General features: G+C 39.4%; 38 protein-coding genes. 36 read left to right on the top strand and 2 right to left on the bottom strand.

The window, feature by feature from the left end:
- Positions 1–777 precede the first annotated feature (777 nt).
- The 34 genes from FHK88_RS06490 to rplQ all read left to right on the top strand — a co-directional run bounded on the left by FHK88_RS06490 (position 778) and on the right by rplQ (position 21353).
- Complete coding sequence (locus tag FHK88_RS06490) at positions 778–1806, top strand: rod shape-determining protein (RefSeq protein WP_227429924.1); 1029 nt, start codon at positions 778–780, stop codon at positions 1804–1806.
- A gap of 93 nt (positions 1807–1899) precedes the next feature.
- The gene (gene mreC / locus FHK88_RS06485) at positions 1900–2814 is read left to right on the top strand and encodes a rod shape-determining protein MreC (RefSeq protein ID WP_227429923.1); all 915 of its coding nucleotides are present in this window, start codon (positions 1900–1902) and stop codon (positions 2812–2814) included.
- A gap of 57 nt (positions 2815–2871) precedes the next feature.
- The gene (gene mreD / locus FHK88_RS06480; RefSeq protein ID WP_227429922.1) at positions 2872–3357 is read left to right on the top strand and encodes a rod shape-determining protein MreD; all 486 of its coding nucleotides are present in this window, start codon (positions 2872–2874) and stop codon (positions 3355–3357) included.
- A 71-nt stretch (positions 3358–3428) separates the two neighbouring features.
- Positions 3429–4145, top strand: coding sequence for a Maf family protein (locus FHK88_RS06475; RefSeq protein ID WP_227429921.1), 717 nt, complete (start codon positions 3429–3431; stop codon positions 4143–4145).
- 543 nt (positions 4146–4688) lie between these two features.
- Positions 4689–6413: an Rne/Rng family ribonuclease gene (locus FHK88_RS06470; protein ID WP_227429920.1), complete on the top strand. Its 1725-nt coding sequence runs from the start codon at positions 4689–4691 to the stop codon at positions 6411–6413.
- A gap of 179 nt (positions 6414–6592) precedes the next feature.
- Positions 6593–7099 (top strand): DUF4825 domain-containing protein, encoded by a 507-nt coding sequence (locus FHK88_RS06465; RefSeq protein WP_227429919.1) that lies wholly within the window; start codon positions 6593–6595, stop codon positions 7097–7099.
- A gap of 329 nt (positions 7100–7428) precedes the next feature.
- A complete protein-coding gene (gene rpsJ / locus FHK88_RS06460; protein ID WP_003656991.1) occupies positions 7429–7740 on the top strand; it encodes a 30S ribosomal protein S10 in 312 nt (103 codons plus the stop codon).
- Between the two features lie 55 nt (positions 7741–7795).
- Positions 7796–8434: a 50S ribosomal protein L3 gene (gene rplC, locus FHK88_RS06455; RefSeq protein WP_227429918.1), complete on the top strand. Its 639-nt coding sequence runs from the start codon at positions 7796–7798 to the stop codon at positions 8432–8434.
- Between the two features lie 14 nt (positions 8435–8448).
- Positions 8449–9051, top strand: a complete 603-nt coding sequence (gene rplD, locus FHK88_RS06450) for a 50S ribosomal protein L4 (protein ID WP_227429917.1) — start codon at positions 8449–8451, stop codon at positions 9049–9051.
- Complete coding sequence (gene rplW / locus FHK88_RS06445; protein ID WP_227429916.1) at positions 9048–9398, top strand: 50S ribosomal protein L23; 351 nt, start codon at positions 9048–9050, stop codon at positions 9396–9398. The genes rplD and rplW overlap by 4 nt, the downstream gene beginning before the upstream one ends.
- Before the next feature lie 11 nt (positions 9399–9409).
- On the top strand, positions 9410–10240 hold the full coding sequence (rplB, locus tag FHK88_RS06440; protein WP_227429915.1) for a 50S ribosomal protein L2: 831 nt from the start codon (positions 9410–9412) through the stop codon (positions 10238–10240).
- Positions 10241–10252: 12 nt separating this feature from the next.
- Positions 10253–10528 carry a 30S ribosomal protein S19 gene (gene rpsS, locus FHK88_RS06435; RefSeq protein WP_227429914.1) on the top strand — a complete coding sequence of 92 codons (276 nt, stop codon included), beginning with the start codon at positions 10253–10255 and terminating at the stop codon, positions 10526–10528.
- Positions 10529–10538: 10 nt separating this feature from the next.
- A complete protein-coding gene (gene rplV, locus FHK88_RS06430) occupies positions 10539–10868 on the top strand; it encodes a 50S ribosomal protein L22 (RefSeq protein ID WP_227429913.1) in 330 nt (109 codons plus the stop codon).
- Positions 10869–10871: 3 nt separating this feature from the next.
- Entirely contained in the window at positions 10872–11609 is a 738-nt protein-coding gene (gene rpsC / locus FHK88_RS06425; protein WP_227429912.1) for a 30S ribosomal protein S3, read from the top strand.
- 3 nt (positions 11610–11612) lie between these two features.
- Complete coding sequence (rplP, locus tag FHK88_RS06420; protein ID WP_227429911.1) at positions 11613–12026, top strand: 50S ribosomal protein L16; 414 nt, start codon at positions 11613–11615, stop codon at positions 12024–12026.
- Positions 12026–12223 carry a 50S ribosomal protein L29 gene (gene rpmC / locus FHK88_RS06415; protein WP_227429910.1) on the top strand — a complete coding sequence of 66 codons (198 nt, stop codon included), beginning with the start codon at positions 12026–12028 and terminating at the stop codon, positions 12221–12223. The genes rplP and rpmC overlap by 1 nt, the downstream gene beginning before the upstream one ends.
- Positions 12220–12495 (top strand): 30S ribosomal protein S17, encoded by a 276-nt coding sequence (gene rpsQ, locus FHK88_RS06410; protein WP_227429909.1) that lies wholly within the window; start codon positions 12220–12222, stop codon positions 12493–12495. Before rpmC ends, rpsQ begins: the two co-directional genes overlap by 4 nt.
- 104 nt (positions 12496–12599) lie before the next feature.
- On the top strand, positions 12600–12968 hold the full coding sequence (gene rplN, locus FHK88_RS06405) for a 50S ribosomal protein L14 (protein WP_227429908.1): 369 nt from the start codon (positions 12600–12602) through the stop codon (positions 12966–12968).
- A 9-nt stretch (positions 12969–12977) separates the two neighbouring features.
- The gene (gene rplX, locus FHK88_RS06400) at positions 12978–13295 is read left to right on the top strand and encodes a 50S ribosomal protein L24 (RefSeq protein ID WP_227429907.1); all 318 of its coding nucleotides are present in this window, start codon (positions 12978–12980) and stop codon (positions 13293–13295) included.
- Positions 13296–13316: 21 nt separating this feature from the next.
- Positions 13317–13853: a 50S ribosomal protein L5 gene (gene rplE, locus FHK88_RS06395; RefSeq protein WP_227429906.1), complete on the top strand. Its 537-nt coding sequence runs from the start codon at positions 13317–13319 to the stop codon at positions 13851–13853.
- 20 nt (positions 13854–13873) lie between these two features.
- Entirely contained in the window at positions 13874–14179 is a 306-nt protein-coding gene (rpsN, locus tag FHK88_RS06390; RefSeq protein WP_227429905.1) for a 30S ribosomal protein S14, read from the top strand.
- 12 nt (positions 14180–14191) lie between these two features.
- A complete protein-coding gene (gene rpsH, locus FHK88_RS06385; RefSeq protein WP_227429904.1) occupies positions 14192–14590 on the top strand; it encodes a 30S ribosomal protein S8 in 399 nt (132 codons plus the stop codon).
- 147 nt (positions 14591–14737) lie between these two features.
- Positions 14738–15271, top strand: a complete 534-nt coding sequence (gene rplF / locus FHK88_RS06380) for a 50S ribosomal protein L6 (RefSeq protein WP_227429903.1) — start codon at positions 14738–14740, stop codon at positions 15269–15271.
- Between the two features lie 11 nt (positions 15272–15282).
- Positions 15283–15633 (top strand): 50S ribosomal protein L18, encoded by a 351-nt coding sequence (rplR, locus tag FHK88_RS06375; protein ID WP_227429902.1) that lies wholly within the window; start codon positions 15283–15285, stop codon positions 15631–15633.
- A gap of 2 nt (positions 15634–15635) precedes the next feature.
- Entirely contained in the window at positions 15636–16133 is a 498-nt protein-coding gene (rpsE, locus tag FHK88_RS06370; protein ID WP_227429901.1) for a 30S ribosomal protein S5, read from the top strand.
- 18 nt (positions 16134–16151) lie between these two features.
- Entirely contained in the window at positions 16152–16331 is a 180-nt protein-coding gene (gene rpmD / locus FHK88_RS06365) for a 50S ribosomal protein L30 (protein ID WP_227429900.1), read from the top strand.
- Positions 16331–16780 carry a 50S ribosomal protein L15 gene (rplO, locus tag FHK88_RS06360; protein ID WP_227429899.1) on the top strand — a complete coding sequence of 150 codons (450 nt, stop codon included), beginning with the start codon at positions 16331–16333 and terminating at the stop codon, positions 16778–16780. Before rpmD ends, rplO begins: the two co-directional genes overlap by 1 nt.
- Before the next feature lie 20 nt (positions 16781–16800).
- Complete coding sequence (gene secY, locus FHK88_RS06355) at positions 16801–18129, top strand: preprotein translocase subunit SecY (protein ID WP_413680462.1); 1329 nt, start codon at positions 16801–16803, stop codon at positions 18127–18129.
- A gap of 37 nt (positions 18130–18166) precedes the next feature.
- Positions 18167–18283: a 50S ribosomal protein L36 gene (gene rpmJ / locus FHK88_RS06350; protein ID WP_227429897.1), complete on the top strand. Its 117-nt coding sequence runs from the start codon at positions 18167–18169 to the stop codon at positions 18281–18283.
- A 190-nt stretch (positions 18284–18473) separates the two neighbouring features.
- On the top strand, positions 18474–18830 hold the full coding sequence (gene rpsM / locus FHK88_RS06345) for a 30S ribosomal protein S13 (protein WP_227429896.1): 357 nt from the start codon (positions 18474–18476) through the stop codon (positions 18828–18830).
- A 20-nt stretch (positions 18831–18850) separates the two neighbouring features.
- The gene (gene rpsK, locus FHK88_RS06340) at positions 18851–19240 is read left to right on the top strand and encodes a 30S ribosomal protein S11 (protein WP_227429895.1); all 390 of its coding nucleotides are present in this window, start codon (positions 18851–18853) and stop codon (positions 19238–19240) included.
- Between the two features lie 43 nt (positions 19241–19283).
- Positions 19284–19925: a 30S ribosomal protein S4 gene (rpsD, locus tag FHK88_RS06335; RefSeq protein WP_227429894.1), complete on the top strand. Its 642-nt coding sequence runs from the start codon at positions 19284–19286 to the stop codon at positions 19923–19925.
- 41 nt (positions 19926–19966) lie between these two features.
- On the top strand, positions 19967–20974 hold the full coding sequence (locus tag FHK88_RS06330; RefSeq protein WP_227429893.1) for a DNA-directed RNA polymerase subunit alpha: 1008 nt from the start codon (positions 19967–19969) through the stop codon (positions 20972–20974).
- Positions 20975–20993: 19 nt separating this feature from the next.
- Positions 20994–21353: a 50S ribosomal protein L17 gene (gene rplQ / locus FHK88_RS06325; protein WP_227429892.1), complete on the top strand. Its 360-nt coding sequence runs from the start codon at positions 20994–20996 to the stop codon at positions 21351–21353.
- Positions 21354–21501: 148 nt separating this feature from the next.
- Here rplQ and FHK88_RS06320 read toward each other — a convergent pair whose 3' ends face one another.
- Positions 21502–22125 (bottom strand): L-threonylcarbamoyladenylate synthase, encoded by a 624-nt coding sequence (locus tag FHK88_RS06320; RefSeq protein WP_227429891.1) that lies wholly within the window; start codon positions 22123–22125, stop codon positions 21502–21504.
- 35 nt (positions 22126–22160) lie between these two features.
- Positions 22161–22847, bottom strand: a complete 687-nt coding sequence (locus FHK88_RS06315) for an elongation factor P hydroxylase (protein ID WP_264480627.1) — start codon at positions 22845–22847, stop codon at positions 22161–22163.
- Positions 22848–23061: 214 nt separating this feature from the next.
- Between FHK88_RS06315 and FHK88_RS06310 the strand changes: the two genes are divergently transcribed.
- Complete coding sequence (locus FHK88_RS06310; RefSeq protein WP_227429890.1) at positions 23062–23619, top strand: YceD family protein; 558 nt, start codon at positions 23062–23064, stop codon at positions 23617–23619.
- A gap of 232 nt (positions 23620–23851) precedes the next feature.
- The gene (gene rpmF, locus FHK88_RS06305) at positions 23852–24034 is read left to right on the top strand and encodes a 50S ribosomal protein L32 (protein WP_227429889.1); all 183 of its coding nucleotides are present in this window, start codon (positions 23852–23854) and stop codon (positions 24032–24034) included.
- The last annotated feature ends 5 nt before the right edge of the window (positions 24035–24039 follow it).

Here is a 24039-nt window from a genome sequence, read left to right as displayed (position 1 = left end):
CTCAAAGAAATGTGAATATGGCTCTTAATATTCTAATAGATAGTGTAACAAAATGATGTTTATAGTTGGTACTGCATCTATATTTTAATAAGAATCATTATCATTTTATTTCAACCATCCTGTTATAAAACTAAGTAATAACACTCACTTAGAAATATGATGTTGCAAATTAGTACCATATCTATGTCTATTCATCAAAATATCTATGAATTTTATATGATTTTTATCTCATTTCTCGCTATAATTTGGCGCAATTTCTGATTCTATCTCAAAACTAGAAAAATTTGACTGGTTAATACAGATGACTTTGGATAAAGTGTACATTTGTTTTATGGTCAAATTAAGTTGATTGTATGATTTAAGTAAGAAAAGTCTTATAAACTGTCACAACTTCACTTGAGTTTGGCTGTATCATCAGAGCTGATTATCTTAAAAAATTTCTTTAGGAGATGATTGGTATCGCTTATCACATACTGTTTATTATATGAAATGGTTGCCAAAGCCTTATATTATTAGGTTTGACTGTTATATAGAGATGATTATTAGTTTTATTTGATTGATTTTTTAATCATAGCAGTTAAGATATGGTCAGACAAATCTCATGGTAAGTATTATATTGATAGGCTTATGTATTTACATTATTGTGATAAGCTGTAAGCATTCGACACATTTTATTGAATGTATATTGCTGATATAGCTATGAAATTTGAGATGTCTTAGTTAGAAGTTAAAAAACTCCTTGCCCTCACCACTTGAAAGATGCTGGAAAGATGATTCATGAACCTGTTTGGATTTTTATCAAATAATATTGCCATTGATCTTGGTACTGCAAATACCTTAATTTTTACACCTGGAAAAGGTGTGGTTCTCGATGAGCCAACGGTGGTTGCATTGCGAAGTAATCGTACCCAAAACCCAACGGTTGCTGCTGTAGGTATTGATGCCAAGCAAATGTTGGGACGGACACCGGATAACATTACTGCCATTCGTCCTTTAAAAGATGGTGTGATTGCAGATTTTGAAGTAACGCAAAAGATGCTGAAGCACTTTATTGAAAAAGTAAAAGCTAAGCGTATTTTTGCACAACCCAATGTTGTGGTATGTGTACCTTGTAAATCTACATTGGTAGAGCGCCGAGCAATACGTGAAGCTGTGACTTCTGCTGGGGCAAATAAGGTCTTACTATTAGAAGAACCAATGGCTGCTGCTATTGGTGCAGATATGCCAGTACATGAAGCCAGTGGTTCAATGGTAGTTGATATTGGTGGTGGTACAACTGAAATTGCCGTTATTTCTTTGTCAGGCTGTGTTTATGCTGACTCTATTCGTATTGGTGGTGACTTATTTGATGAAGCCATCATTACTCATGTCCGTCGTACACATGGTTGTGTGATTGGAGAAACAACTGCTGAGCGTATTAAACAAGAAGTTGGATCGGCAATAGATGAAAATGCAAAACTTGAAGTAGAGGTGCGTGGGCGCAGCATGGCTGAGGGTGTGCCAAAGACACTAACTGTGACTTCAGAAGAGATACAGAAAGCACTTAGTGATCCGTTAAGTGGTATTGTTAGTGCTGTTAAAGCTGCGTTAGAACAGACGCCACCAGAGCTATCTTCTGATATTGCGGAGCGTGGTATTGTATTAACTGGTGGTGGAGCCTTGTTGCGCAACTTAGATGTTTTATTATCTAAAGAAACAGGGTTGCCAGTATTTGTTGCAGAAGATCCATTAACTTGTGTTAGTCGCGGTGGCGGTAAGGCGTTGTCATTTATCAATAATAAAAGTCTAAATATGATTTTTGTATAGTTCTATTAAGAGTTAGTCGGATGGTAATGGTGATATTGCGATTACCATCCGTGAATATGATTGTAAAGTTCACACATGCACTACGGACGAACTATGTCTTTTAGCCTTTTTGCACGCCAGCCTCTTTCTCTACGCAAAACCGCAGCTGCATTATTAGTAGCAGTTGTTTTTATGTTATTAGATAGTAAAAATCCAGATTGGTTTGAGCCAATTAGAAGTACTAGCCATGCGGCGATGCAGCCGATTTATCAGTTTTCTGCCATACCAAACTTTGTAAATCACTGGCAAAAAGGTGTTTTGAGTAGTAAAGAGTCATTACGTCGAGAAAATGTACAGTTACAGACGCAGTTGATGCATGCACAGGCAAAATTACAACAACAAGACTATATTTTAGCGCAAAATGCGCGTCTGCAAGGCATTTTGTCTACCACAAAGCCAGACCAATATACACTAAATTTGGCACAAGTCATTGGTACAGATACGAACCCTTTAAAACAGATTGTTGTTCTAAATAAAGGTAGTAGAGATGGTGTCAGAGTAGGGCAAACCGCAATTGATGAGCATGGTGTTTTGGGGCAGATTATTAATGTTTATCCTAATACCAGTCGTTTGTTATTAATTTCGGATGAACAGCAGTCTGTGGCTGTAACAGTGAAGCGTACAGGACAACGGGCTGTGGTAACAGGTCAAGGCACGCCAGATACCTTAAAGTTGGATTATATTTTTAAGACGGCTGATGTTCGAGTAGGAGATGAGCTAGTCTCTTCTGGTCTTGGAGGTAGAGTACCACCTGGATATAGGGTAGGTAGAGTGTCCTATATAGATCCACAACAAAATGATAATTTTATGAATATTCGTGTAAAACCGGCCGCGAATTTTGTGGATAGTTCTTTTGTGTTGATTTTACAAGATAAAATGAATGATACCTCCTCTGAGCAGACAATTATAGATACATCTGGAACAGATATTAACCAACTATCTACCCCCGCCTTGTATTCTAATTTTTAACCAAAATCTTCTTTAGTTATTCATTAATAGTTTAGTCACAATTTATACGGAGAAGTCATGGGCAAATCATCTTTAGCACCTTCTTCCGTATCCACCATATTGGCAATTGTTGTTAGTTTTATTATTGCCTCAGCCATTAATGTTTATCCCTTTAGCACTTCTACGGTCAGTATGCGCCCTATGGCACTGATTATGGTGCTGATATTTTGGCTAATATTCCAGCCTCGATATGTTGGTGTATTTGTTGCTTTTATTATTGGTCTAAGTGCAGACTTGCTGTTAGATACTCGTCTAGGGCAACAAGCTTTTTCTGCAGTTATAGTCGCTTTAGTCATTAAGCTCAGCAGTATTTACTTAAGACAATTGAGCTTAACAATGGCTTGGTTGTTGGCTTGTTTTGGTCTATTTATATTTCAATTGGTACTATGGCTTTTACAGTATATTGGACAAAATATTTTTGCCAGTAGTAGTGCAGTATCTATGTTAGTCAGTATGATTACATGGCCAGTTGTGTATTTATCATTACAGCGCTTTATTCGATAAATACCATATTTTGAGCTATCTAAGTATTTATTCTCATTATAATGATCTGCTATTTTTTATAGGCATCCTTTATGCTCCCCATCTTTTTGGCTTCTAGCTCTCCTCGCCGACAGTCACTGTTAAATATGGCAGGAGTGTCATTTTCAACATTAGCAGTGGAGATTGATGAAAGTATTTATACAAATGAATTGCCCCAAGACTATATAGTGCGTATGGTACACCAAAAGATGGTCCATGCAGTTACACAATTGTGTTGTGCTGATGCTAATGTGATAAAACAACCTTGTTTAGTCATGACTGCGGATACTATTGGTGTGTTACCAGATGGTAAAACAGTATTAGTAAAACCTAAGAACAAGCAAGACGCTTTTGTAATGTGGGAGCAGATGTCAGACAATACTCATGAGGTATGGACAGCAGTTTGTCTGAGTGTGATTACTGGTTGTGATAATATAAAAAATATAGAACAACAAAATAACGAGTCTAAGTATGCTTTAGAGTCGCTTGCTAATATTGCTATGGAAAAAAGGCAACAATATCCCTCTAATATAGTGATGAAAGATTTAATTTTAGAAAAAACAGAAGTTAACTTTATTGCTTTGACTGAACAAATGATGCAGGACTATTGGCAGACAGGAGAGCCTTGTGATAAAGCAGGTGGGTATGCGATACAAGGACGTGGTGCAGCGTGGGTGAAATCTATTAATGGCAGTTATACCAATGTTGTTGGTCTACCATTAGCACAGGTATTGCAAGCGATAGAAAAAATCCAAACTCATTTTATATAGGTGCTATTAGGGGCTGTTGAGCTCATAAAAGTGAGATATTAACACCTTCATTAATGCTTTCTTGTGCAAGTTTAGCTAATTTTATATGAAAGTAAAAAGTAGCTGTATCTTTTGTGGTTATTATCCTAATGGGATGAAGGTCCAAGAGAGCATAGTGTTTTTCTTGCTCTCTACAAGTTATGAATATATTTTTTATATATGTAAAGGGGTACTCTAGCTTTACTAGCCAATGGGTGAAATCATTTGTTACACTATGAGCTATTGCTTCAACGCAATGAAAAATAGCCAGTATTTATGTGATGGTTGCATGGTGTTATACGTTACTCAAATTAGGCTTATAATGGGGTGACAGTTTATATATCCATTATTGCTATGATTATAAAACCATGCTTCGTAGTCTGAACTACTGTGAATAGTTAGATGACAGGTCGATAGTTGATGCTTCTTATTATAGGGAATAAAGTCATCAGTTGTTATTCAAAATGTTCTATATTAGGGTCATTTTTATTATAATATTAATACAATATATCATTAAGGTATTTTATGTCAGAAGAGCTGCTCATTAATGTCAGTCCAATGGAGTCGCGAGTTGCTGTATTAGACAACGGCGTACTTGGTGAGATATATATTGAGCGTCATAATAAGCTGGGTTTGGTGGGGAATATCTACCTAGGAACAGTTGTACGTGTATTACCGGGTATGCAGGCAGCTTTTATTGATATTGGGCAGTCTCGAACGGCTTTTTTACATGTTAATGATATGCGTCGTATCCCTAGACCAGCGCCTACCCTGACTGAGCTGCCAGATGTTCAAATGACGGATGCTACCTTAGCAGATGAATCATTAATAGATGAACAATCTTCTACACATACAGAAAGTATTGGAGAAAAACAAGCTGTACAGTCTTTAGAAGATGACCGATTAAATGAAAGTCTGAGTAATAATACATTGAGCCTTGTTGGTAATGCCATCACTCAGTCAACACAGCATACATTTAGTCCAGTGACTAAGCGTCCTAGCAGACCAATCCCAGAACCTTCGAAACATGAGCTCATTCAACATCGGCTACAAGAAGGGCAAAGAATTTTAGTGCAAGTAACAAAGGATCAGCTAGGTACTAAAGGTGCTAGACTGACAACAAATATTTCGTTGCCTTCGCGCTATCTGGTCTATCTTCCTTCTAGCGAACATATTGGTATTTCACAACGTATTGATAATGAAGAAGAGCGTACCCGCTTAAAAGAAGAGCTGGGACAGTTGATGCAGACAGTGAATTTGCAAGGTGGCTTGATTGCTAGAACCGCAGCTGAACGTGTACCTGTCAATAAATTAGAAGAAGATATCTATTATCTGGTACAGCTATGGCGTACCATACAAGCCCGTAAAAATGAAGCAAATACCCAACAAACTTCTGTATTGATTTATCAAGAGCTGTCATTACCATTACGTTCCATACGTGATTTAGTGCATCCAGAGACCGAAAAAGTCATCGTTGATAATGAAATTACTTATGCACAAGTGGTGAATTTTGCTAAAGAATTTGTACCCTTTATTCATCCTCGTATTGTCTATCATTCATCTGAACAGCCAATATTTGATATTCATCGAGTTGAGGAAGATCTAAAGGATGCATTAAAACGTCGTGTAGATTTAAAATCAGGTGGTTATTTAATTATTGACCAAACTGAAGCCATGACTACCATTGATGTGAATACAGGCTCATTTGTTGGTGGACGTTCTTTAGAAGATACCGTTTATAAAACCAATCTAGAAGCGACGCATGCTATCGCACGGCAGTTACGTCTACGTAACTTAGGCGGTATCATTATCCTTGACTTTATTGATATGCTAGAGCAAGAGCATAGAGATGATGTGCTTGCCAATCTACAGCAACAGTTGGCACAAGACTATGCTAAAACTAATATCACCCAAGTAAGTGAGCTGGGTTTGGTAGAAATGACTCGTAAACGTACCCGAGAGTCTCTAGAGCAACAACTGTGTGAGCCATGTAAAACTTGTCAGGGTAGGGGATTTGTTAAAACAGCAGAAACTGTTTGTTTTGAAATTTTCCGTGAAATCATGCGTTGTGCTCGCACCTATAATGCACCCAGAAAGTTTACAGTCGTTGCCCATGCAGCCGTGATTGACTTATTATTATCCAGTGAAGCAGATACTGTTGCAGACTTAGAGTATCTGGTGGGACGAGTAATTACCTTTGAAGTTGAAAACTTATATACACAAGAGCAGTATGATATTGTTTTAGATTAGTCCTGGGCTATTGGATTTATAGCAAATATATTTAAAAACAGTTATTTACATAAATAGTAGATAGCATACACTGCATATACTGAAATGACCGCCTAAGTCTCTTATATTAATGAGATATTTAAAATGCAATATTTCTAGACTTCCAGTGCTGTTTAAGCATATTTTCTAGGTGGCTTTCAATGAGACAGAAACCATTAATAGTAACGCTTTTTGGTGTATTGTTTGTTACTTTGGTTATCATCGGTGTTTATAAAGGTGTATATGAAAAAGAAACAACACCAAACTTAACCACAGGTTTATTTCAATATAAGGGCACTTATGTAGGTAATAATAGTGCTGTGAGTCATATCCTAAATAACCTTTCGGTTACAGGATATTCTAAAAATTTTGAGTTAGAAACTCAGCAAGCACCTTATGGCATTATATTGAATTATGATGGAGCACAAACATTACAACAACGTCAGAAAATAGTTGTTTATACTGCTACTTACTTATTCACATTAATTCGCAATGTTGACTGGATTACCTACAATTTTGCAAGCCAACGATATACCATTAGTAAAACACAGCTACAAAACTGGTATAAAGAGGACTTGAGTACATTTCGTAGCGAAGATGAATTAAATAGTCTGATAGAACAACAATTAATGGACAGTGAAAAACTCAATCAGCTAGCAATTCCTTAATCTAGAATAACTCCTTGCATTATCTCAATATTCGTGTATAATACATGACACTAAATTGCGTGAGCATGTATGAGCCTACTTAAGGCTAAAGCTTGTTTGTAAGCTAAACAAATAAAATACATGCAACAACAGTCAGGGCATAGATTCTGACACTAATTTTATCAGTCTTTGCTGCCTTCCGATATAAGGAAATGGCCGGCAAGGAATAAATTTATTTTGCTTTTATCTCCTTTAGAATACTGAGTGATGAAAGTAAATGTTTAACAAAAACGGCTATTTGTCATCATAACTTTACTTATGACAAAAGCAATTATTAGGAGCTTGCTGGCATGGCTAACCAGAGAATCCGTATCCGACTAAAATCATTTGATCATCGATTAATTGATCAGTCGGCACAAGAGATTGTCGATACCGCAAAGCGCACTGGTGCGCAAGTCTGCGGTCCTGTCCCGTTGCCTACTCGCATCGAGCGTTTCAACGTCCTAACATCGCCACATGTCAACAAAGATGCCCGTGATCAGTACGAAATCCGTACTCATAAGCGTATGATTGATATTGTGCAACCAACCGACAAAACCGTGGATGCGTTGATGAAGTTAGACTTAGCGGCAGGGGTTGATGTACAGATCGCATTAGGTTAATGCAGATTCGTACTCAATACCTAATCCATTAATAGAAGATATAAAGAGGTTTAAAATGGCGATCGGTTTAGTCGGTAAAAAATGCGGCATGACCCGAGTCTTCACTGAAGCAGGTGTATCTATTCCTGTAACAGTAGTCGAGGTCGATGCAAACCGCATTACTCAAGTAAAAACGACAGACACAGACGGCTACCAAGCAATCCAAGTTACCACCGGTGAGCGTCGTGACAGCCGTGTTACTGCTGCTCAAAAAGGACACTTTGCCAAAGCTGGTGTTAAAGCAGGACGTGGTGTTTGGGAATTTCGTGTAGAAGATAAAGACTTAGAAGGTCGTGAAGTTGGTGGCGAAATCTTAGCTGACTTATTTGAGACTGGTCAATTAGTTGACGTTACAGGTCAGAGTAAAGGTAAAGGCTTCCAAGGTGGCGTAAAACGTCATAACTTTAGCATGCAAGATGCTACCCATGGTAACTCAGTTTCACATCGTGTTCTAGGTTCTACTGGTCAAAACCAGACTCCTGGTCGTGTTTTTAAAGGTAAAAAAATGCCAGGTCAAATGGGTAACAAGCGTGTAACTGTGCAAGGATTGGAAGTCATTTCAGTAGATGCTGAAAAAGGTCTACTCGTCATTAAAGGTGCCATTCCAGGTGCCAATGGTGGTGATGTCATCGTACGTCCGTCAATCAAAGCCTAAGCAAGGGGATTAACGTGAATTTAAAAACTGTTACAGGTGCGGCGATTGAGCTATCTGACACGGCATTTGGTCGTGAATTCAACGAAGCCCTAGTACACCAAGTCGTTACTGCCTATTTGGCAGGCGCACGTCAAGGTACGCGTGCCCAGAAAACGCGTGCAGAAGTCTCTGGTGGCGGTAAAAAGCCATGGCGTCAAAAAGGTACAGGGCGTGCTCGTGCAGGTTCTATCCGTAGCCCTATCTGGCGTAGCGGTGGTCGTGCATTTGCTGCCAAACCACAAGACTGGTCACAAAAAGTGAACCGTAAAATGTATCGTGGTGCTATGCAGTGCATTTTAGCTGAACTAGTACGTCAAGAGCGTTTAGTATTAGTAGAAGAACTTACTGTTTCTGCTCCTAAAACTAAAGAACTTGTTGCTAAGTTAGCTGAACTAGATGCACCAAAAGCACTTATCGTGACCAATGAAGTTGACGAAAACTTATACTTGGCCGCTCGTAACATTCCACATGTGAATGTACTTAGTGCCAATGAAGTAGATCCTGTTAGCTTGATTGCGTTTGACAAAGTCATCATGTCTGTAGACGCAGCGAAACAATTTGAGGAAGCACTAGCATGAATAACGCAAGACTTTATCAGGTCTTAAAAGGGCCTGTGTTCTCAGAAAAATCTCAGCTGTTAGGTGACTCTCTTGGTGTTCAAGTATTTAAAGTAGATACGAATGCCACTAAGCGTGAAATCAAGAAAGCAGTCGAGTTAATGTTTGAAGGTGTTGAAGTCACCAAAGTGAACACCTTAAATGTTAAAGGTAAGACAAAGCGTTTTGGTCGCACAATAGGTCGTCGTAATGACTACAAAAAAGCCTATGTGACCCTAAAAGCTGGTCAAGATGTACAAATGGCTGATGCTGGTGAGGAAGTAGCAGATGCTGCAAACTCTACTAGTGAAACAGCGAACAACGAATAAGGATTCAACTCATGCCTATCGTAAAAGCAAAGCCTACATCACCAGGTCGTCGTTTTGTTGAAAAAGTGGTGCATCCACACCTTTACAAAGGTCGTCCATATGCCCCACTTGTTGAATCAAAAGGCAAATCAGGTGGTCGTAACAACAATGGACGTATCACAACACGTCACATTGGTGGTGGTCATAAACAACACTATCGTATTATCGATTTTAAGCGTAATAAAGATAGCATCCCAGCAACGGTTGAGCGTATCGAATATGATCCAAACCGTACAGCGCATATTGCACTACTAAAATATGCAGATGGTGAACGTCGCTATATTATTGCTCCTAAAAAACTAAGCGTTGGTGATACTGTACAATCAGGTGAAGGCTCACCAATCCGTCCAGGAAACTGTTTACCACTTAAAAACATTCCTGTCGGTACTGTTATTCACAATATTGAACTAAAAATCGGCAAAGGTGCACAAATGGCACGCTCTGCTGGTGCTGCAGTTCAACTATTAGGACGTGATGGAACATATGCTATCGTTCGTCTACGTTCAGGTGAAACTCGTCGTATACACGTCGATTGCCGAGCAGTCATTGGTGAAGTTTCTAATACAGAAAATAACCTAAAATCACTTGGTAAAGCTGGTGCATCACGCTGGCGCGGTGTTCGTCCAACTGTACGTGGTACAGCGATGAACCCAGTAGATCACCCGCATGGTGGTGGTGAAGGCCGTAATAATGGTAAGCACCCAACCAGTCCTTGGGGTCAGAAGACTAAAGGTCTTAAAACGCGTCATAACAAGCGTACTGACAATATGATCATCCGTCGCCGTCGCGCCAAGAAGAAATAAAGGAAAAATTTCATGCCTCGTTCATTGAAAAAAGGTCCATTCATCGATGCGCATTTGTTTGCCAAAGTTGAGAATGCTTTAGAAACAAACTCACGCAAACCTATCAAGACATGGTCGCGCCGTTCGATGATTCTGCCACAAATGGTTGGCCTCACTATCTCTGTGCATAATGGTCGTACTCATGTACCTGTTATCATTAGCGAACAGATGGTTGGTCATAAACTAGGTGAATTTGCCCCGACTCGTACATATCGTGGTCATGGCATTGACAAGAAAGCTAAGAGATAAGGTGCTTATTATGGAAGTAACTGCAAAACTACGCGGTGCCGCCATTTCGGCACAGAAAGTACGACTTGTCGCTGACGAAGTACGTGGTAAGTCTATCGAGCGTGCTTTGGATATTCTTGCGTTTAGCAATAAAAAAGGCGCAGTCTTTGTTAAAAAATGTTTAGACTCTGCGATTGCCAATGCCGAACATAATCATGGCTTAGATATTGATAACTTAAAAGTATCAACCATCTATGTTGATGAAGGCATTACGCTAAAACGTATCCTACCACGTGCCAAAGGCCGTGCTGATCGTATCAGCAAACGCACCTGTCACATCACTGTTAAGGTAGGAGAATAACTCATGGGACAAAAAGTACATCCAATCGGAATTCGTCTTGGTGTTATCAAAAAACATAATGCTAACTGGTATGCCAGTCCAAAGCAGTATTCTGAATACTTAATCAATGACTTACAAGTGCGCGAATATCTTCGTAAAGAACTAGATAACGCCATGGTGAGTAATATCATGATTGAGCGCCCAACTGGGGCTGCTAAAATCACCATCTCGACAGCACGTCCAGGTATTGTGATTGGTAAAAAAGGTGAAGATATTGAAAAACTTCAAAAACACCTTACCAAAATGATGGGCGTACCTGCTCAAGTAAATATTGAAGAAATCACATCACCAGATTTAGATGCTCGTCTGGTTGCTGACGGTATTGCTAGTCAGCTTGAGCGTCGAGTCATGTTCCGTCGTGCGATGAAGCGTGCTGTACAAAATAGTATGCGTGCTGGTGCTCAAGGTATCAAAGTTGAGCTATCAGGTCGTTTAGGTGGTGCTGAAATCGCTCGTACTGAGTGGTATCGTGAAGGTCGTGTGCCTTTACACACATTACGTGCTGACATTGACTATGCATCAGTACGTGCCGAAACCACTTATGGTACGATTGGAGTAAAAGTTTGGATCTTCCGTGGTGAGATTCTTGACGGTATGAACAGTGTTTATAATCCTGTCAAAGAAGAAAAACCACGTGCACCAAAACGCCGTGGTCGTGGAAATCGTCGTAATTCGGACAGAGCAAACGCAGACAGAGGGTAAACTATGTTACAACCAAAACGTACCAAGTTTCGCAAAATGCATAAGGGGCGTAACACGGGCCTTGCCCATCGTGGAAGCACCGTCGCTTTTGGACAGATTGGTTTAAAATCTATCGGTCGTGGTCGTATGACTGCTCGTCAAATTGAAGCAGCTCGTCGTACCATTACCCGCCGCATTAAGCGTGGTGGGAAAATCTGGATTCGTGTATTTCCTGATAAGCCAATCACAGAAAAACCGCTTGAAGTTCGTATGGGTAAAGGTAAAGGACCTGTAGAATACTGGGTCTGTGAAATTAAGCCTGGTAAAATGCTATATGAAATTGAAGGGGTCTCAGAAGAGCTTGCTCGTGAAGCATTAACACTTGCTGCTGCTAAGCTACCTTTCAAAACCACCATTGTTAAGCGGACGATAATGTAATGAAGATCAGTGAATTACGTGATAAATCAGTAGAAGAACTGACCCAGTTACTAGATGAAAAGCAGCTTGAAGCTTTTCGTCTTCGCATGGCAAAAGCCACTGGTCAGTTAGGTAACACCCATGAAATCAAAGGCAATCGTCGTACGATTGCTCAGATTAAGACTTTGATTAACGAGAAGCAAAGAGGCGCCTCATGAGTGAAAGCAACGAACAAAACCAAAGCGTAGGCGTGGTTACTGGTAAAGTTGTCAGTAACAAAATGGATAAGTCTATTACGGTATTGGTAGAACGTCAGATTCGTCATCCTATGTATGGCAAACAAATCCGTCGTTCGACAAAAATAAAAGCCCATGATGAAAACAATATCTGCCAGCAAGGTGATATCGTACGTATCAAAGAAACTCGTCCTATCTCTAAGACTAAGGCGTGGACTTTGGTAGATGTTGTAGAAAGTGTGGAAAAAATTTAAGAAATTGCATTAAAAGGTTGATTGCTGTTATAATACTCCACTTTTTGGTGGGTTATAAATATTTGCAGCCATCAATTTTGAATGCTTATCAATGGAGTAACGCGATGATTCAGACTGAAACAATGCTGGAAGTTGCAGACAATAGCGGTGCAAGGCGAGTTCAGTGCATCAAGGTGCTGGGCGGCTCTCATCGTCGTTATGCATCGGTTGGTGATATTATTAAAGTCACAGTAAAAGAAGCTATTCCTCGTGGTCGTGTCAAAAAAGGCGACGTGATGAATGCAGTGGTAGTACGTACTAAAAAAGGTGTACGTCGCCCAGATGGTTCTGTACTGCGTTTTGATGATAATGCTGCTGTTTTGCTTAACCAAAATAAAGCGCCGATTGCAACTCGTATTTTTGGACCGGTAACTCGTGAACTACGTGGTGATCAGTTTATGAAAATTGTATCACTTGCACCTGAAGTACTGTAGAGGTAACCCATGGCAAAATTACGTAAAGGCGATACGGTGATTGTGATTGCTGGCAAAGATAAAGGCAAGCAAGGCACCATCATATCTGTCAAACAAGACCGTGTAAAAGTAGAAGGTATTAACATCGTAACCAAACACCAAAAGCCAAATCAGGCAACTGGTGCTGAAGGTGGTATCGTTAAACAAGAAGCTTTTTTACATATATCAAATGTCGCAATTTATAATGCGCAAACCCAAAAAGCAGATCGTATTTCTTACCAGATTGGTGATGATGGCACAAAAAAACGTGTTTATCGCTCAAATGGTGAAGAAGTGGCGACTGCGTAAGACACTAAGGGTGTAATAGTAATGGCAAGATTAAAATCTCAATACAATGACCAATTAAAGCAACAAATCAAAGATGAGCTTGGTTTAGACAATGTGATGCAAGTGCCTAAAATCACTAAAATCACACTAAACATGGGTGTTGGCGGTGCCGCTCAAGATAAAAAAATTCTTGAAGGTGCGTTAGCTGATATGACAGCAATTGCTGGTCAAAAACCAGTAGTTACAAAAGCACGCAAGTCAGTTGCTGGGTTTAAAATCCGTGAAGAATGGCCTATCGGCTGTAAAGTAACACTACGCGGTGAACAGATGTACGAATTCTTGGATCGTCTCATTGCTATTGCAATTCCTCGTATCCGTGACTTCCGTGGTTTTTCACCAAAAGCGTTCGATGGTCGAGGTAACTACTCACTAGGCATTAAAGAACAGATTGTTTTTCCTGAAGTAGACTTTGATAAAATTGATCGAATTCGTGGTCTTGATGTAACTATCACGACGACAGCGACTACTGATGAGCAGGGTCGTGCGTTACTAAAAGCATTCGGCTTCCCATTTAAATAAGTCTAAAGGACAAATACATTATGGCGAAAAAGAGCATGATTAATCGCGAATTAAAACGCGAGAAAATGGTTGCTAAGTATGCTGAAAAGCGTGCGAAGCTAAAAGATATCATTAGTGATTCAAATGCAAGTGATGAAGAGCGTTTAGATGCAATGTTAGAATTGCAGTCTTTACCTCGTAACTCTTCTCCTGTACGTCTTCGCAATCGCTGTGGTCTAACAGGACGTCCTCATGGTTACTTCCGTAAGTTTGGTTTGTCACGCAACATGCTTCGTGAGCGTGTAATGCAAGGTGACGTACCTGGCGTTCGTAAAGCTAGTTGGTAAGGGAGTAATAATATGAGTATGCAAGATACAGTTGCCGATATGCTAACCCGTATCCGTAACGCACAGATGGCAAAAAAAGTTTCTGTTGAAATGCCAAGCTCTAAACTACGTAAGTCTATCGCAGATTTATTAGTAGAAGAAGGTTACATTGGATCAGCTGAAGTAACTGAAGAAGGCAATGGTAAAGCTAACTTAACCATTGAATTAAAATACTTTGAAGGTAAGCCAGTTATTGAAACACTAAAGCGTTATTCACGTCCAGGACTTCGTCAGTATCGTGGTAAAGATGATTTACCTAGTGTACGTCAAGGTTTAGGTGTTGCTATTGTTTCAACCAGTCAAGGCATTATGAGTGATCGTGCTGCACGTGCTGCTGGCATTGGTGGTGAAGTCATTGCCTTTGTTGCCTAAATTTAAATTATATATATTATTAAGTTAAGTATTTCACTGGTAAAAAATTCATATTACCTATAAAATAGCTAACTTAATATGATTAACTAACAGGCCTAGGCCTGTTAGTTTTCGTAAAACAACCGTAAATTTTTAAGGAATATTCCTATGTCTCGTGTGGCTAAAGCCCCTGTAGCCTTGCCAGATGGTGCAAGTGTTACTTTGAACGATCGGCAGGTCGAAGTTAAAGGCAAAAATGGTACAATGTCTTTACGCCTGCATGATTTGGTCGAGCTAAATCAAGAAGATGGACAAATCATCTTATCACCAAAAACTGAATCAAAAGAAGCTTGGATGCATACTGGAACCGTTCGTTCTTTATTGAACAATATGGTAGAAGGTGTGACTAACGGTTTTGAAAGACGCCTTCTATTGAAAGGTGTTGGTTATCGTGCGCAAGCAGCAGGTAACAAAGTAACATTAAACGTTGGTTATTCTCATCCTATCGAATACACATTGCCTGAGGGTGTTTCAGCAGAAACGCCAAGCCAAACTGAAATAGTTTTGAAATCAAATGATAAGCAAAAACTAGGTCAAGCAGCGGCTAATATTCGTAGCTATCGTCCACCAGAGCCATATAAAGGTAAAGGTATTATGTATAGCGATGAGCATGTGGTTCGTAAAGAAGCTAAGAAAAAATAAGGTGAATTAAGATGTTTGATAAAAAAGCTGCTCGTTTACGTCGAGCAAAGAAAACACGTGCTCATATTCGGCACTTAGGTGTACATCGCTTAACTGTAAATCGTACACCACGTCATATCTATGCACAGATTATTTCTCCAACAGGTGGTGAAGTAATTACGCAGGCCTCTACCTTAGATGAAACACTTCGTTCAGGTACAACTGGTAATGTTGAAGCTGCTAAGGCTGTTGGTAAATTAATCGCTGAGCGTGCTCAGACTGCTGGTATTACAAAAGTAGCATTTGATCGTAGTGGTTTTAAATATCATGGTCGTATCAAAGCATTAGCAGATGCTGCACGTGAAAATGGATTGGAGTTTTAATCATGGCTAAAGTTGAACAAACAGACGGTTTAGTTGAAAAGTTAGTATCTGTTGATCGTGTATCAAAAGTTGTTAAAGGTGGACGTATATTCTCTTTTACTGCTTTGACAGTAGTTGGTGACGGTAACGGTCGCGTTGGATTTGGTCGTGGTAAAGCTCGTGAAGTACCTGCGGCTATTCAAAAAGCATTAGAAGCTGCTAAACGCAATATGATTACAGTTGATCTTGATGGTGCAACATTGCAGCATCCAATTAATGCACGACATGGTGCTAGTAAAGTATATATGCAGCCTGCATCAGAAGGTACTGGTGTTATTGCTGGTGGTGCGATGCGTGCTGTTTTAGAAGTCGCAGGTGTTCAAGACGTATTGGCAAAATGCTACGGCTCAACCAATGCAGCGAATGTTGTACAAGCAACATTTAATGGCTTGCGTGATATGTCATCTCCAGAGAAAACTGCTGCAAAACGTGGTAAATCTGTTGACGAAATTTTGGGCTAATGGAGTAGGTGAGTTACGATGAAAAAAATGAAAGTTACTCAAGTAAAATCAGGTGCCCATCGCCTAAAAAGTCATAAAGCATGCTTGAAAGGTTTGGGTTTACGCCGTATTGGTCATACTGTAGAAGTTGAAGATACTCCTTCTACCCGTGGTATGGTGAATCGCATCAACTACATGGTAAAAGTGGAGGAAGCGTAATGGGACTTAAATTAAATGAATTAGCCCCTGCTGCTGGTGCTAAAAAAACTGCACAGCGTCGTGGACGTGGTATTGGCTCTGGTTTAGGAAAAACTGGTGGTCGTGGTGTAAAAGGTCAAAAGTCACGTACTGGATCTAGTATCCGTGCTGGCTTTGAAGGTGGACAAATGCCATTATATCGTCGTCTACCTAAATACGGCTTCACTAGTAAACTGGCTATGACAACTGCTGAAGTACGTTTGTCTGAGCTGAAGAAAATTGAAGGTGATGTTGTTAGTGTTGAAACTTTAAAAGCAGCTAACATTATTCGTGGTGACATGAAACGTGCACGTATCATTTTGTCAGGTGAGATTGATAAAGCTTATACTTTTAAAGGTGTAAAACTGACAAAAGGTGCTAAGCAAGCTGTAGAAGCTGCTGGTGGTCAAGTTGAGGACACCGAGGAGTAATCTAAATGGCTAAGCAATCAATGTCTGCAATTCCAATGAATCCTATTGCGTTTATTCGCAAATATGATGAACTGTGGAATCGTTTACTTTTTTTAATTGGGGCATTGGTTGTTTATCGCTTAGGTTCACATATCCCTGTTCCAGGTATTAACCCTGTTAGTCTTGCTGATTTATTTTCTCGAAATCAAAATACTATCTTGAGTATGTTTAATATGTTCTCAGGTGGTGCTTTGGAGCGTATGTCAATTATGGCTTTGGGTATTATGCCATATATTTCTGCATCTATTATTGTGCAGATGATGTCTGCTGTTATGCCTTCGTTAGAAGCTTTAAAAAAAGAAGGTGAAGCTGGACGGCGTAAATTAAATAAATATACCCGCCAAGGAACATTATTTTTAGCATTAGTGCAGTCAATATTTATGTGTGCAGGGTTGATTAGTCAAAACCTCACTTTATCGACTGGACTCACATTTTATATACCAGCAGTGACGTCTTTAGTTGCTGGTGCTATGTTCTTAATGTGGCTAGGTGAGCAAATTACTGAGCGTGGTATTGGTAATGGTATATCAATGCTAATTTTTGCCAGTATTGTTGCTGGTGTTCCGGGAATGATTAGTCAATCAATTGAACAAGTCAATCAAGGACAGATGAACTTAATTGTTTTATTAATTTTTTCTATCCTTGGTATTGCTGTAACAGCGGGCATTGTATATATTGAAAGGGCTCAACGCCGTATTCCTGTTAATTATGCACAAAAGCAACAGCAAGGACGTAAGGTGTATGCTCAGCAACAATCACATCTACCATTAAAAATTAATATGGCGGGTGTGATTCCAGCAATTTTTGCTAGTTCATTGTTGCTATTTCCTGCAAGTTTAGGCCAGTGGGTTGGTGACTCTGCTGATCCTAGCCTATTTCAAAGATTCTTGCAAAATATGTCATTGGTTTTAGCACCTGGACAGCCATTGTACTTAGTGTTATTTGGTGCGATGATTATATTCTTTTGTTACTTCTATACAGCACTGGTTTTTAGTCCTAGAGAAGTAGCAGAAAACTTGAAACGTAGTGGGGCTTATATACCAGGAATTCGTCCAGGATTACAAACACAGCGTTATTTAGATCATGTATTAAATAGATTGACATTCATTGGTGCTATTTATATGACTGTGATTTGTTTGATGCCAATGTTGTTGCAATCATCATTTGGAATTCCCTTCCATCTTGGAGGAACTTCATTGTTGATTATGGTTGTTGTTGTGATGGACTTCATCTCTCAACTACAAGCACACTTGATGACACATCAGTATCATGATCAAACACTTATTCAATCCCCTTCTTATCCGCGTTAACATGTAAGTATAATAGGCTTGCATATAGGAGTTTAAAATGAAAGTTCAAGCATCTGTAAAAAAGATTTGCGGTAGTTGTAAAGTTATACGCCGTAAAGGCAAGGTTCATGTTATTTGTAAGTCTGAACCACGTCATAAGCAACGCCAAGGTTAATTTTGAACTATATTAATTAATCCTTGAAATTTAGTAGCGGATAATATATTATCCGCTACTTGCCGTCGTTTGTAGTGAGATGAATTATTTCTTAAATGAAGATTCTTATTATAGACAGCAATCAATCTGAACAATTAGGACGTCTACTTACTGTAGGAAATACTAATTTTTCGTAATTGGAGAGAAATCAATGGCTCGTATTGCCGGTGTAAATATTCCGGATAACAAGCACGCTGTGATTTCATTGACTTATATTTTTGGTATTGGTCGCACCACTGCAAAGCAAATTTTGCAAGCAGTGAATGTTGAGCCTACGACTAAAATTAGTCAATTGGATGATTCACAGTTAGATGCTATCCGTGCTGAAGTCGGAAACTATATGACAGAAGGTGACCTTCGTCGTGAAGTTTCAATGAATATTAAGCGTTTGGTTGACTTGGGTTGTTACCGTGGCATCCGCCATCGTCGTAATTTACCAGTCAATGGACAGCGTACTAAAACGAATGCGCGTACTCGTAAGGGTCCTCGTCGCGCATTGAAAAAATAACTAACTTAGGAAGCTAAAAGATGGCAAAAGACACCCGTGGTCGTAAAAAAGCGGCACGTCGTTCGGTATCAGAGGGCGTAGCCCATATTCATGCGTCTTTTAATAACACCATTGTAACGATTACCGATCGCCAAGGTAATGCATTGGCTTGGGCCACCGCTGGTGGACAAGGCTTCCGTGGTTCACGTAAATCGACACCATTTGCAGCTCAGGTTGCAGCTGAAGTAGCTGGTAAAGCTGCTCAAGAATATGGTGTGAAGAATGTCGATGTTTTGGTCAAAGGACCAGGACCGGGTCGTGAGTCTGCGGTAAGAGCCTTAGGTGCATTGGGTTATAAAATTAACAGCATTTCTGATGTAACCCCGATTCCACACAATGGTTGCCGCGCGCCGAAGAAGCGCCGCGTCTAAAATTAAAGACGAAGCTTAATATACAAGCGAAGGAGACACAACAATGGCCCGTTATATTGGTCCAAAATTAAAGTTGTCACGTCGTGAAGGTACCGATTTACATTTAAAGTCTGGTGTAAAACCTTTTGACGTTAAGACACAAAAAGCAGGTCGTGCGCCAGGTCAACACGGTAATAGTCGCAGCAAAACTTCTGAATATGCTAGCCAATTACGTGAAAAACAAAAAGTAAAACGTATGTATGGTGTTTTAGAACGTCAGTTTGCGAATTACTATAAAGAAGCAGCACGTAAACGTGGTGCAACTGGTGAAAATTTACTAGAAATGTTAGAACGTCGCCTAGATAATGTTGTTTATCGTATGGGCTTTGGCTCAACTCGTGCAGAAGCTCGTCAGTTGGTTAGCCATCGTGCTATTATGGTAAAGAAAGCTGGTCGTGATGAGTTTGTTCGTGTAAACATTCCATCAATTCAGCTACAAGATGGTGATATCATTGCAGTCCATGAAAAAGCTCGTGAGCAACTTCGTATTAAAAATGCGATTGAGCTTGCTAGTCAACGTGGTATTCCAGAGTGGTTAGAAGTTGATCACAAAAAACTGGAAGGTACTTTTAAACAAGCACCTGATCGCATTGATCTACCAGCTGAGATTAATGAGAGCTTAATCGTCGAGTTGTATTCTAAGTAAACGACGTTAATATAATTAGTTTAATAAATCGAGGTGACATCATGATGCTGAATGCAACAGAGTTTCTAACGCCGAATGCCATTAACGTGGACACGGTTAACGAAACCAATGCTAAGGTCACGCTCGAGCCGTTAGAGCGCGGCTTTGGGCATACATTAGGTAATGCCCTTCGCCGTATTCTTTTATCTTCTTTACCTGGTGCAGCTGTTATTGAAGCTGAGATTGAAGGAGTAGACCATGAATATTCTACTCTTGAAGGGTTGCAAGAAGATGTTTTAGATTTATTGTTAAATCTAAAAGGTCTGGCAATTACATTGCATGATCAAAATGAAGTATTTTTGACTTTAGATAAGCAAGGCCCAGGAGTCATTACTGCTGCAGATATTAATCTGCCACATAATGTTGAAATTATTAATCCTGATTTAGTTTTGGGTACATTGGGTGATCGTGGTCATCTAAAAATGCGTCTTCGTGTGGTAATGGGGCGTGGCTATGAGCCAGCGAACCAGCGTCGTGAAGATGGCGATACCAAAGCTATTGGTCGTTTAAAATTAGATGCAAGCTTTAGCCCTGTATCTAGAGTAGCATATCAAGTCGAAAATGCTCGTGTTGAGCAACGCACTGATCTAGATCGTCTTATCATTGAGCTTGAAACAAATGGTACGATTGATCCAGAAGAAGCTATTCGTAAAGCAGCCACAATTCTACAGCAACAAATCTCTATTTTTGTAGATTTAGAAGCAGAAGAAGCACCTGAACCGGTGAAAGAAAAAGAAGAGGTTGATCCTGTGCTACTACGCCCAGTTGATGACCTTGAGCTAACGGTTCGCTCAGCTAACTGTTTGAAAGCTGAAAACATTTACTATATCGGCGATTTGGTACAGCGTTCTGAGACAGAATTGCTTAAAACCCCAAATCTTGGTAAGAAGTCATTAACCGAAATCAAAGACGTACTAGCGTCAAAAGATTTAGAGTTGGATATGCGCCTAGAAAACTGGCCACCAGCAGACTTGCGTGTTGATGATCGTTTCTCTTATCGTAGCCGTTAAATTTTAAGGATATTTGACCATGCGACATCGTAAGAGTGGAGTAAAGCTGGGTCGTACCAGTAGCCATCGTAAGGCAATGTTCCAGAACATGACAAACTCTTTGTTTGAACATGAACTGATTAAAACAACATTACCTAAAGCAAAAGAACTACGCCGTGTTGCCGAGCCATTGATTACATTGGCAAAAGAAGACACTGTGGCAAATCGCCGTTTGGCATTTAGCCGTATGCGTAATAAAGATATGGTAGGAAAATTATTTGGTACTCTAGGTCCTCGTTACCAAGAGCGTCCAGGTGGATACTTACGTATTATCAAGTGTGGACATCGTGATGGCGATAATGCACCGATGGCCTATGTAGAGCTTGTTGACCGTGACTAGTGTAATTTAGATTAGATGCTTATAATTAACAATATGATGTTAATTATATGGCTCTGGACTAAATACTATAGTTCTAAAGAACCCCAACCAATTTGGCTGGGGTTTTTTATTGAGAGTTAGGTTAAGACAGTAGCGTATAAGTATGCGTTTATAAGAATTGACTGACATCTGCAGCACCTTGTCGGATGACAGTTGCTGTATCTGTAGTCATATCAATGACAGTAGATAGCTTGGTAGTTTGAATACCTACATTGACAAAAATATCAATTAAGTTGCCAAGTTTTTCTTCAATGTCATAGGGGTCATCAAGTACTTGTTGGTTATTGGTGTTAGGTAATATTAATGAGCTGGTAAGGATAGGAGTGCTGATATTTTCTAGTATATGTTGAGCAATAGGATTGCTAGGTATACGGATACCAATGCTTCTTTTTTTAGGATGGGCCAGCTTTTTGGGTACGTCTTTGGTTGCATTTAGAATAAAGGTAATAGGTGCTGGTGTTAGAGATTTAAGCAGTTTAAACTGTTGATTGTCGACACTAGCATATGTGGCTATTTCACTAAGGTCACGGCATAGTAGAGTAAATTGATGGTTATCATCCAATTCGCGGATTTGTTTGAGTTTATTGAGTGCATTTTTTGCACCGATTTTGCAACCAAAAGCGTAGCTAGTATCTGTGGGGTAAATAATAAGTTTGTCTTGCTCTAGTGCTTCGACAGCTTGTTTGATAAGTCGTGGCTGTGGATTATCTGGATGGGTGTAAAGAATATGCATGTGGCTAGACTCCAAGTAGAAAAAATATAGAAAAATCAGGCTTCGTTGCTTTGGCAAATTTGTTGTAACACATTAATTAGTAATATAGCATCTTTTGGTAGTTCTTCAGGATATTTTAAGTAATGATGGACCTGATGCCAGACATCTTGGTCAAATGTACTTTGGCTGGTGTCAAAGTCAGCATTAAGGTTATCTTTCGAGGTGTTAAATTTGCGTTGGCAAGCTCGGGTTAATAAGCATTCTATGGCTTGTGGTTTGATTTCTACTTGTTCAAATTGTCGTTGTTGTTGTTCATTGCGTCCATCTGGTGCATACCAATAACCAAAGTCTGTTAGAGTGCGTCGTCTTTTTCCTGCAACACACCAATGACTGATTTCATGTAAGGCACTAGAGAAGTAGCCATGGGCAAAGACAATTTGTGCTGGTTTTGTAGAGGTTGCAGGAAAATATTCTGGTTCATCATTGCCTTTGATTAAACAGACGTTTTGAAAGTGGAATAATTGGTTAAATACATTGATTAACCATAATGTTTCTTTTGCTTCGATAGTGGATATATTGTATGTATCAGGGTGATGAATCTTTTGCCATTCTGCTTGCCATTGTTGTTGGTATTTTTGTGCTGGGTAGTGTTGTTCGATATAGGCACTTTTTTGAGAATGTGTTGGGATTAAGTAGGGAATATTAAGTGTATTAAAGTCCATATCAGCTAGAGGTGTTATCATAGAGTAAGGGATGAGTTATCAAGTTTTAGCAGTATTATAGTAAATTTAGGGTAATATGCTATCTATTTAAAGCAAATGTTGTTATTACTTGATTTATTAATTTTTTGTGTGCTTCGTTTTATGTCTCTATCTTTCTTTCTATGCTGATATTAAGATGATGCGATGTATGTTGTTAGTGTGAATTTGCTGTTAATTTAAAATATTAGGATTTTATATGACGTCTCAAGCAGTTGCTAAGTCTTTGCCTAAAAGTATTGTTTTGGATAAGTGGGAGGAGTCTGGGTTTTCATGGTCAGGTGATATTGTGCCAGCCATCTTTCCTCGTTTAGTTGAGTTGGTTGATGCTGAACATCAGCAGGTGGTTATTCAGTTAACTTGTGAGTTAGTTAAAGAAGATAATGTTAACTGGCTGAAAATGTCTTTTGTTGGTGAGCTTTGGGTGTGTTGTCAGCGTTGTTTACAGCCATTGATGATTGATGTTACTTATGATACAAGGTTAGCATTGTTATATGATGAAACACAAAGTAGCTTGTTAGATGAAGAGGTAGACTATGTGCTGTTAGATGAGGTGCTGGTAACGAAGCATCATCAGAGAGTGTTACCACTGTCTGATTTGATAGAAGATGAGCTGTTGTTGAATGTGCCTTTATCTGCAAAGCATGATGACTGTGATATGGTGGTGGAGCAAGTAGGTGAGATTGAGGAGGAAGAAGCGGATAATCCATTTGCTGCTTTGGCAGTATTGAAAGATGAGTTAAAAAATAAAGGGTAAAGCATAGAAGAATGGGTCAGTGGGCTTTATTAATGTGAATAATATGCGTATAATGGCAAGTTTACTTGACTTAGATTGATTCTAGTTGATAAGTTTTGCGCCTGCTAGCAATACTTATCATTATACTGATGACAAAGTTAGTTTATCTTGCTACTCGATGCTGATAGCTTAATAGGACAGCTTTGTGTGAAGTATCAATATAAAAGCATTATCAAAGCATAGGAGCTTTATCATGGCAGTTCAACAAAACCGTAAGAGCCGTTCACGTCGTGACATGCGTCGCTCACATCACCACATGACTGTAGCGGAGCTTAGCGTAGATTCAACAACAGGTGAAAAACATCGCCGTCATCATATGACTAAAGATGGTTTTTATCGTGGTCGTCAGTTGTTTAAAGTGAGCCAAGACGACTAAGTTTA

Source organism: Psychrobacter sp. I-STPA6b (genome assembly GCF_020662265.1).
In the GTDB taxonomy this organism is placed as follows: Bacteria; Pseudomonadota; Gammaproteobacteria; order Pseudomonadales; family Moraxellaceae; genus Psychrobacter.
The sequence above is the reverse complement of the archived record's forward strand: the minus strand, read 5'-3'. Positions and strand labels throughout refer to the sequence as shown.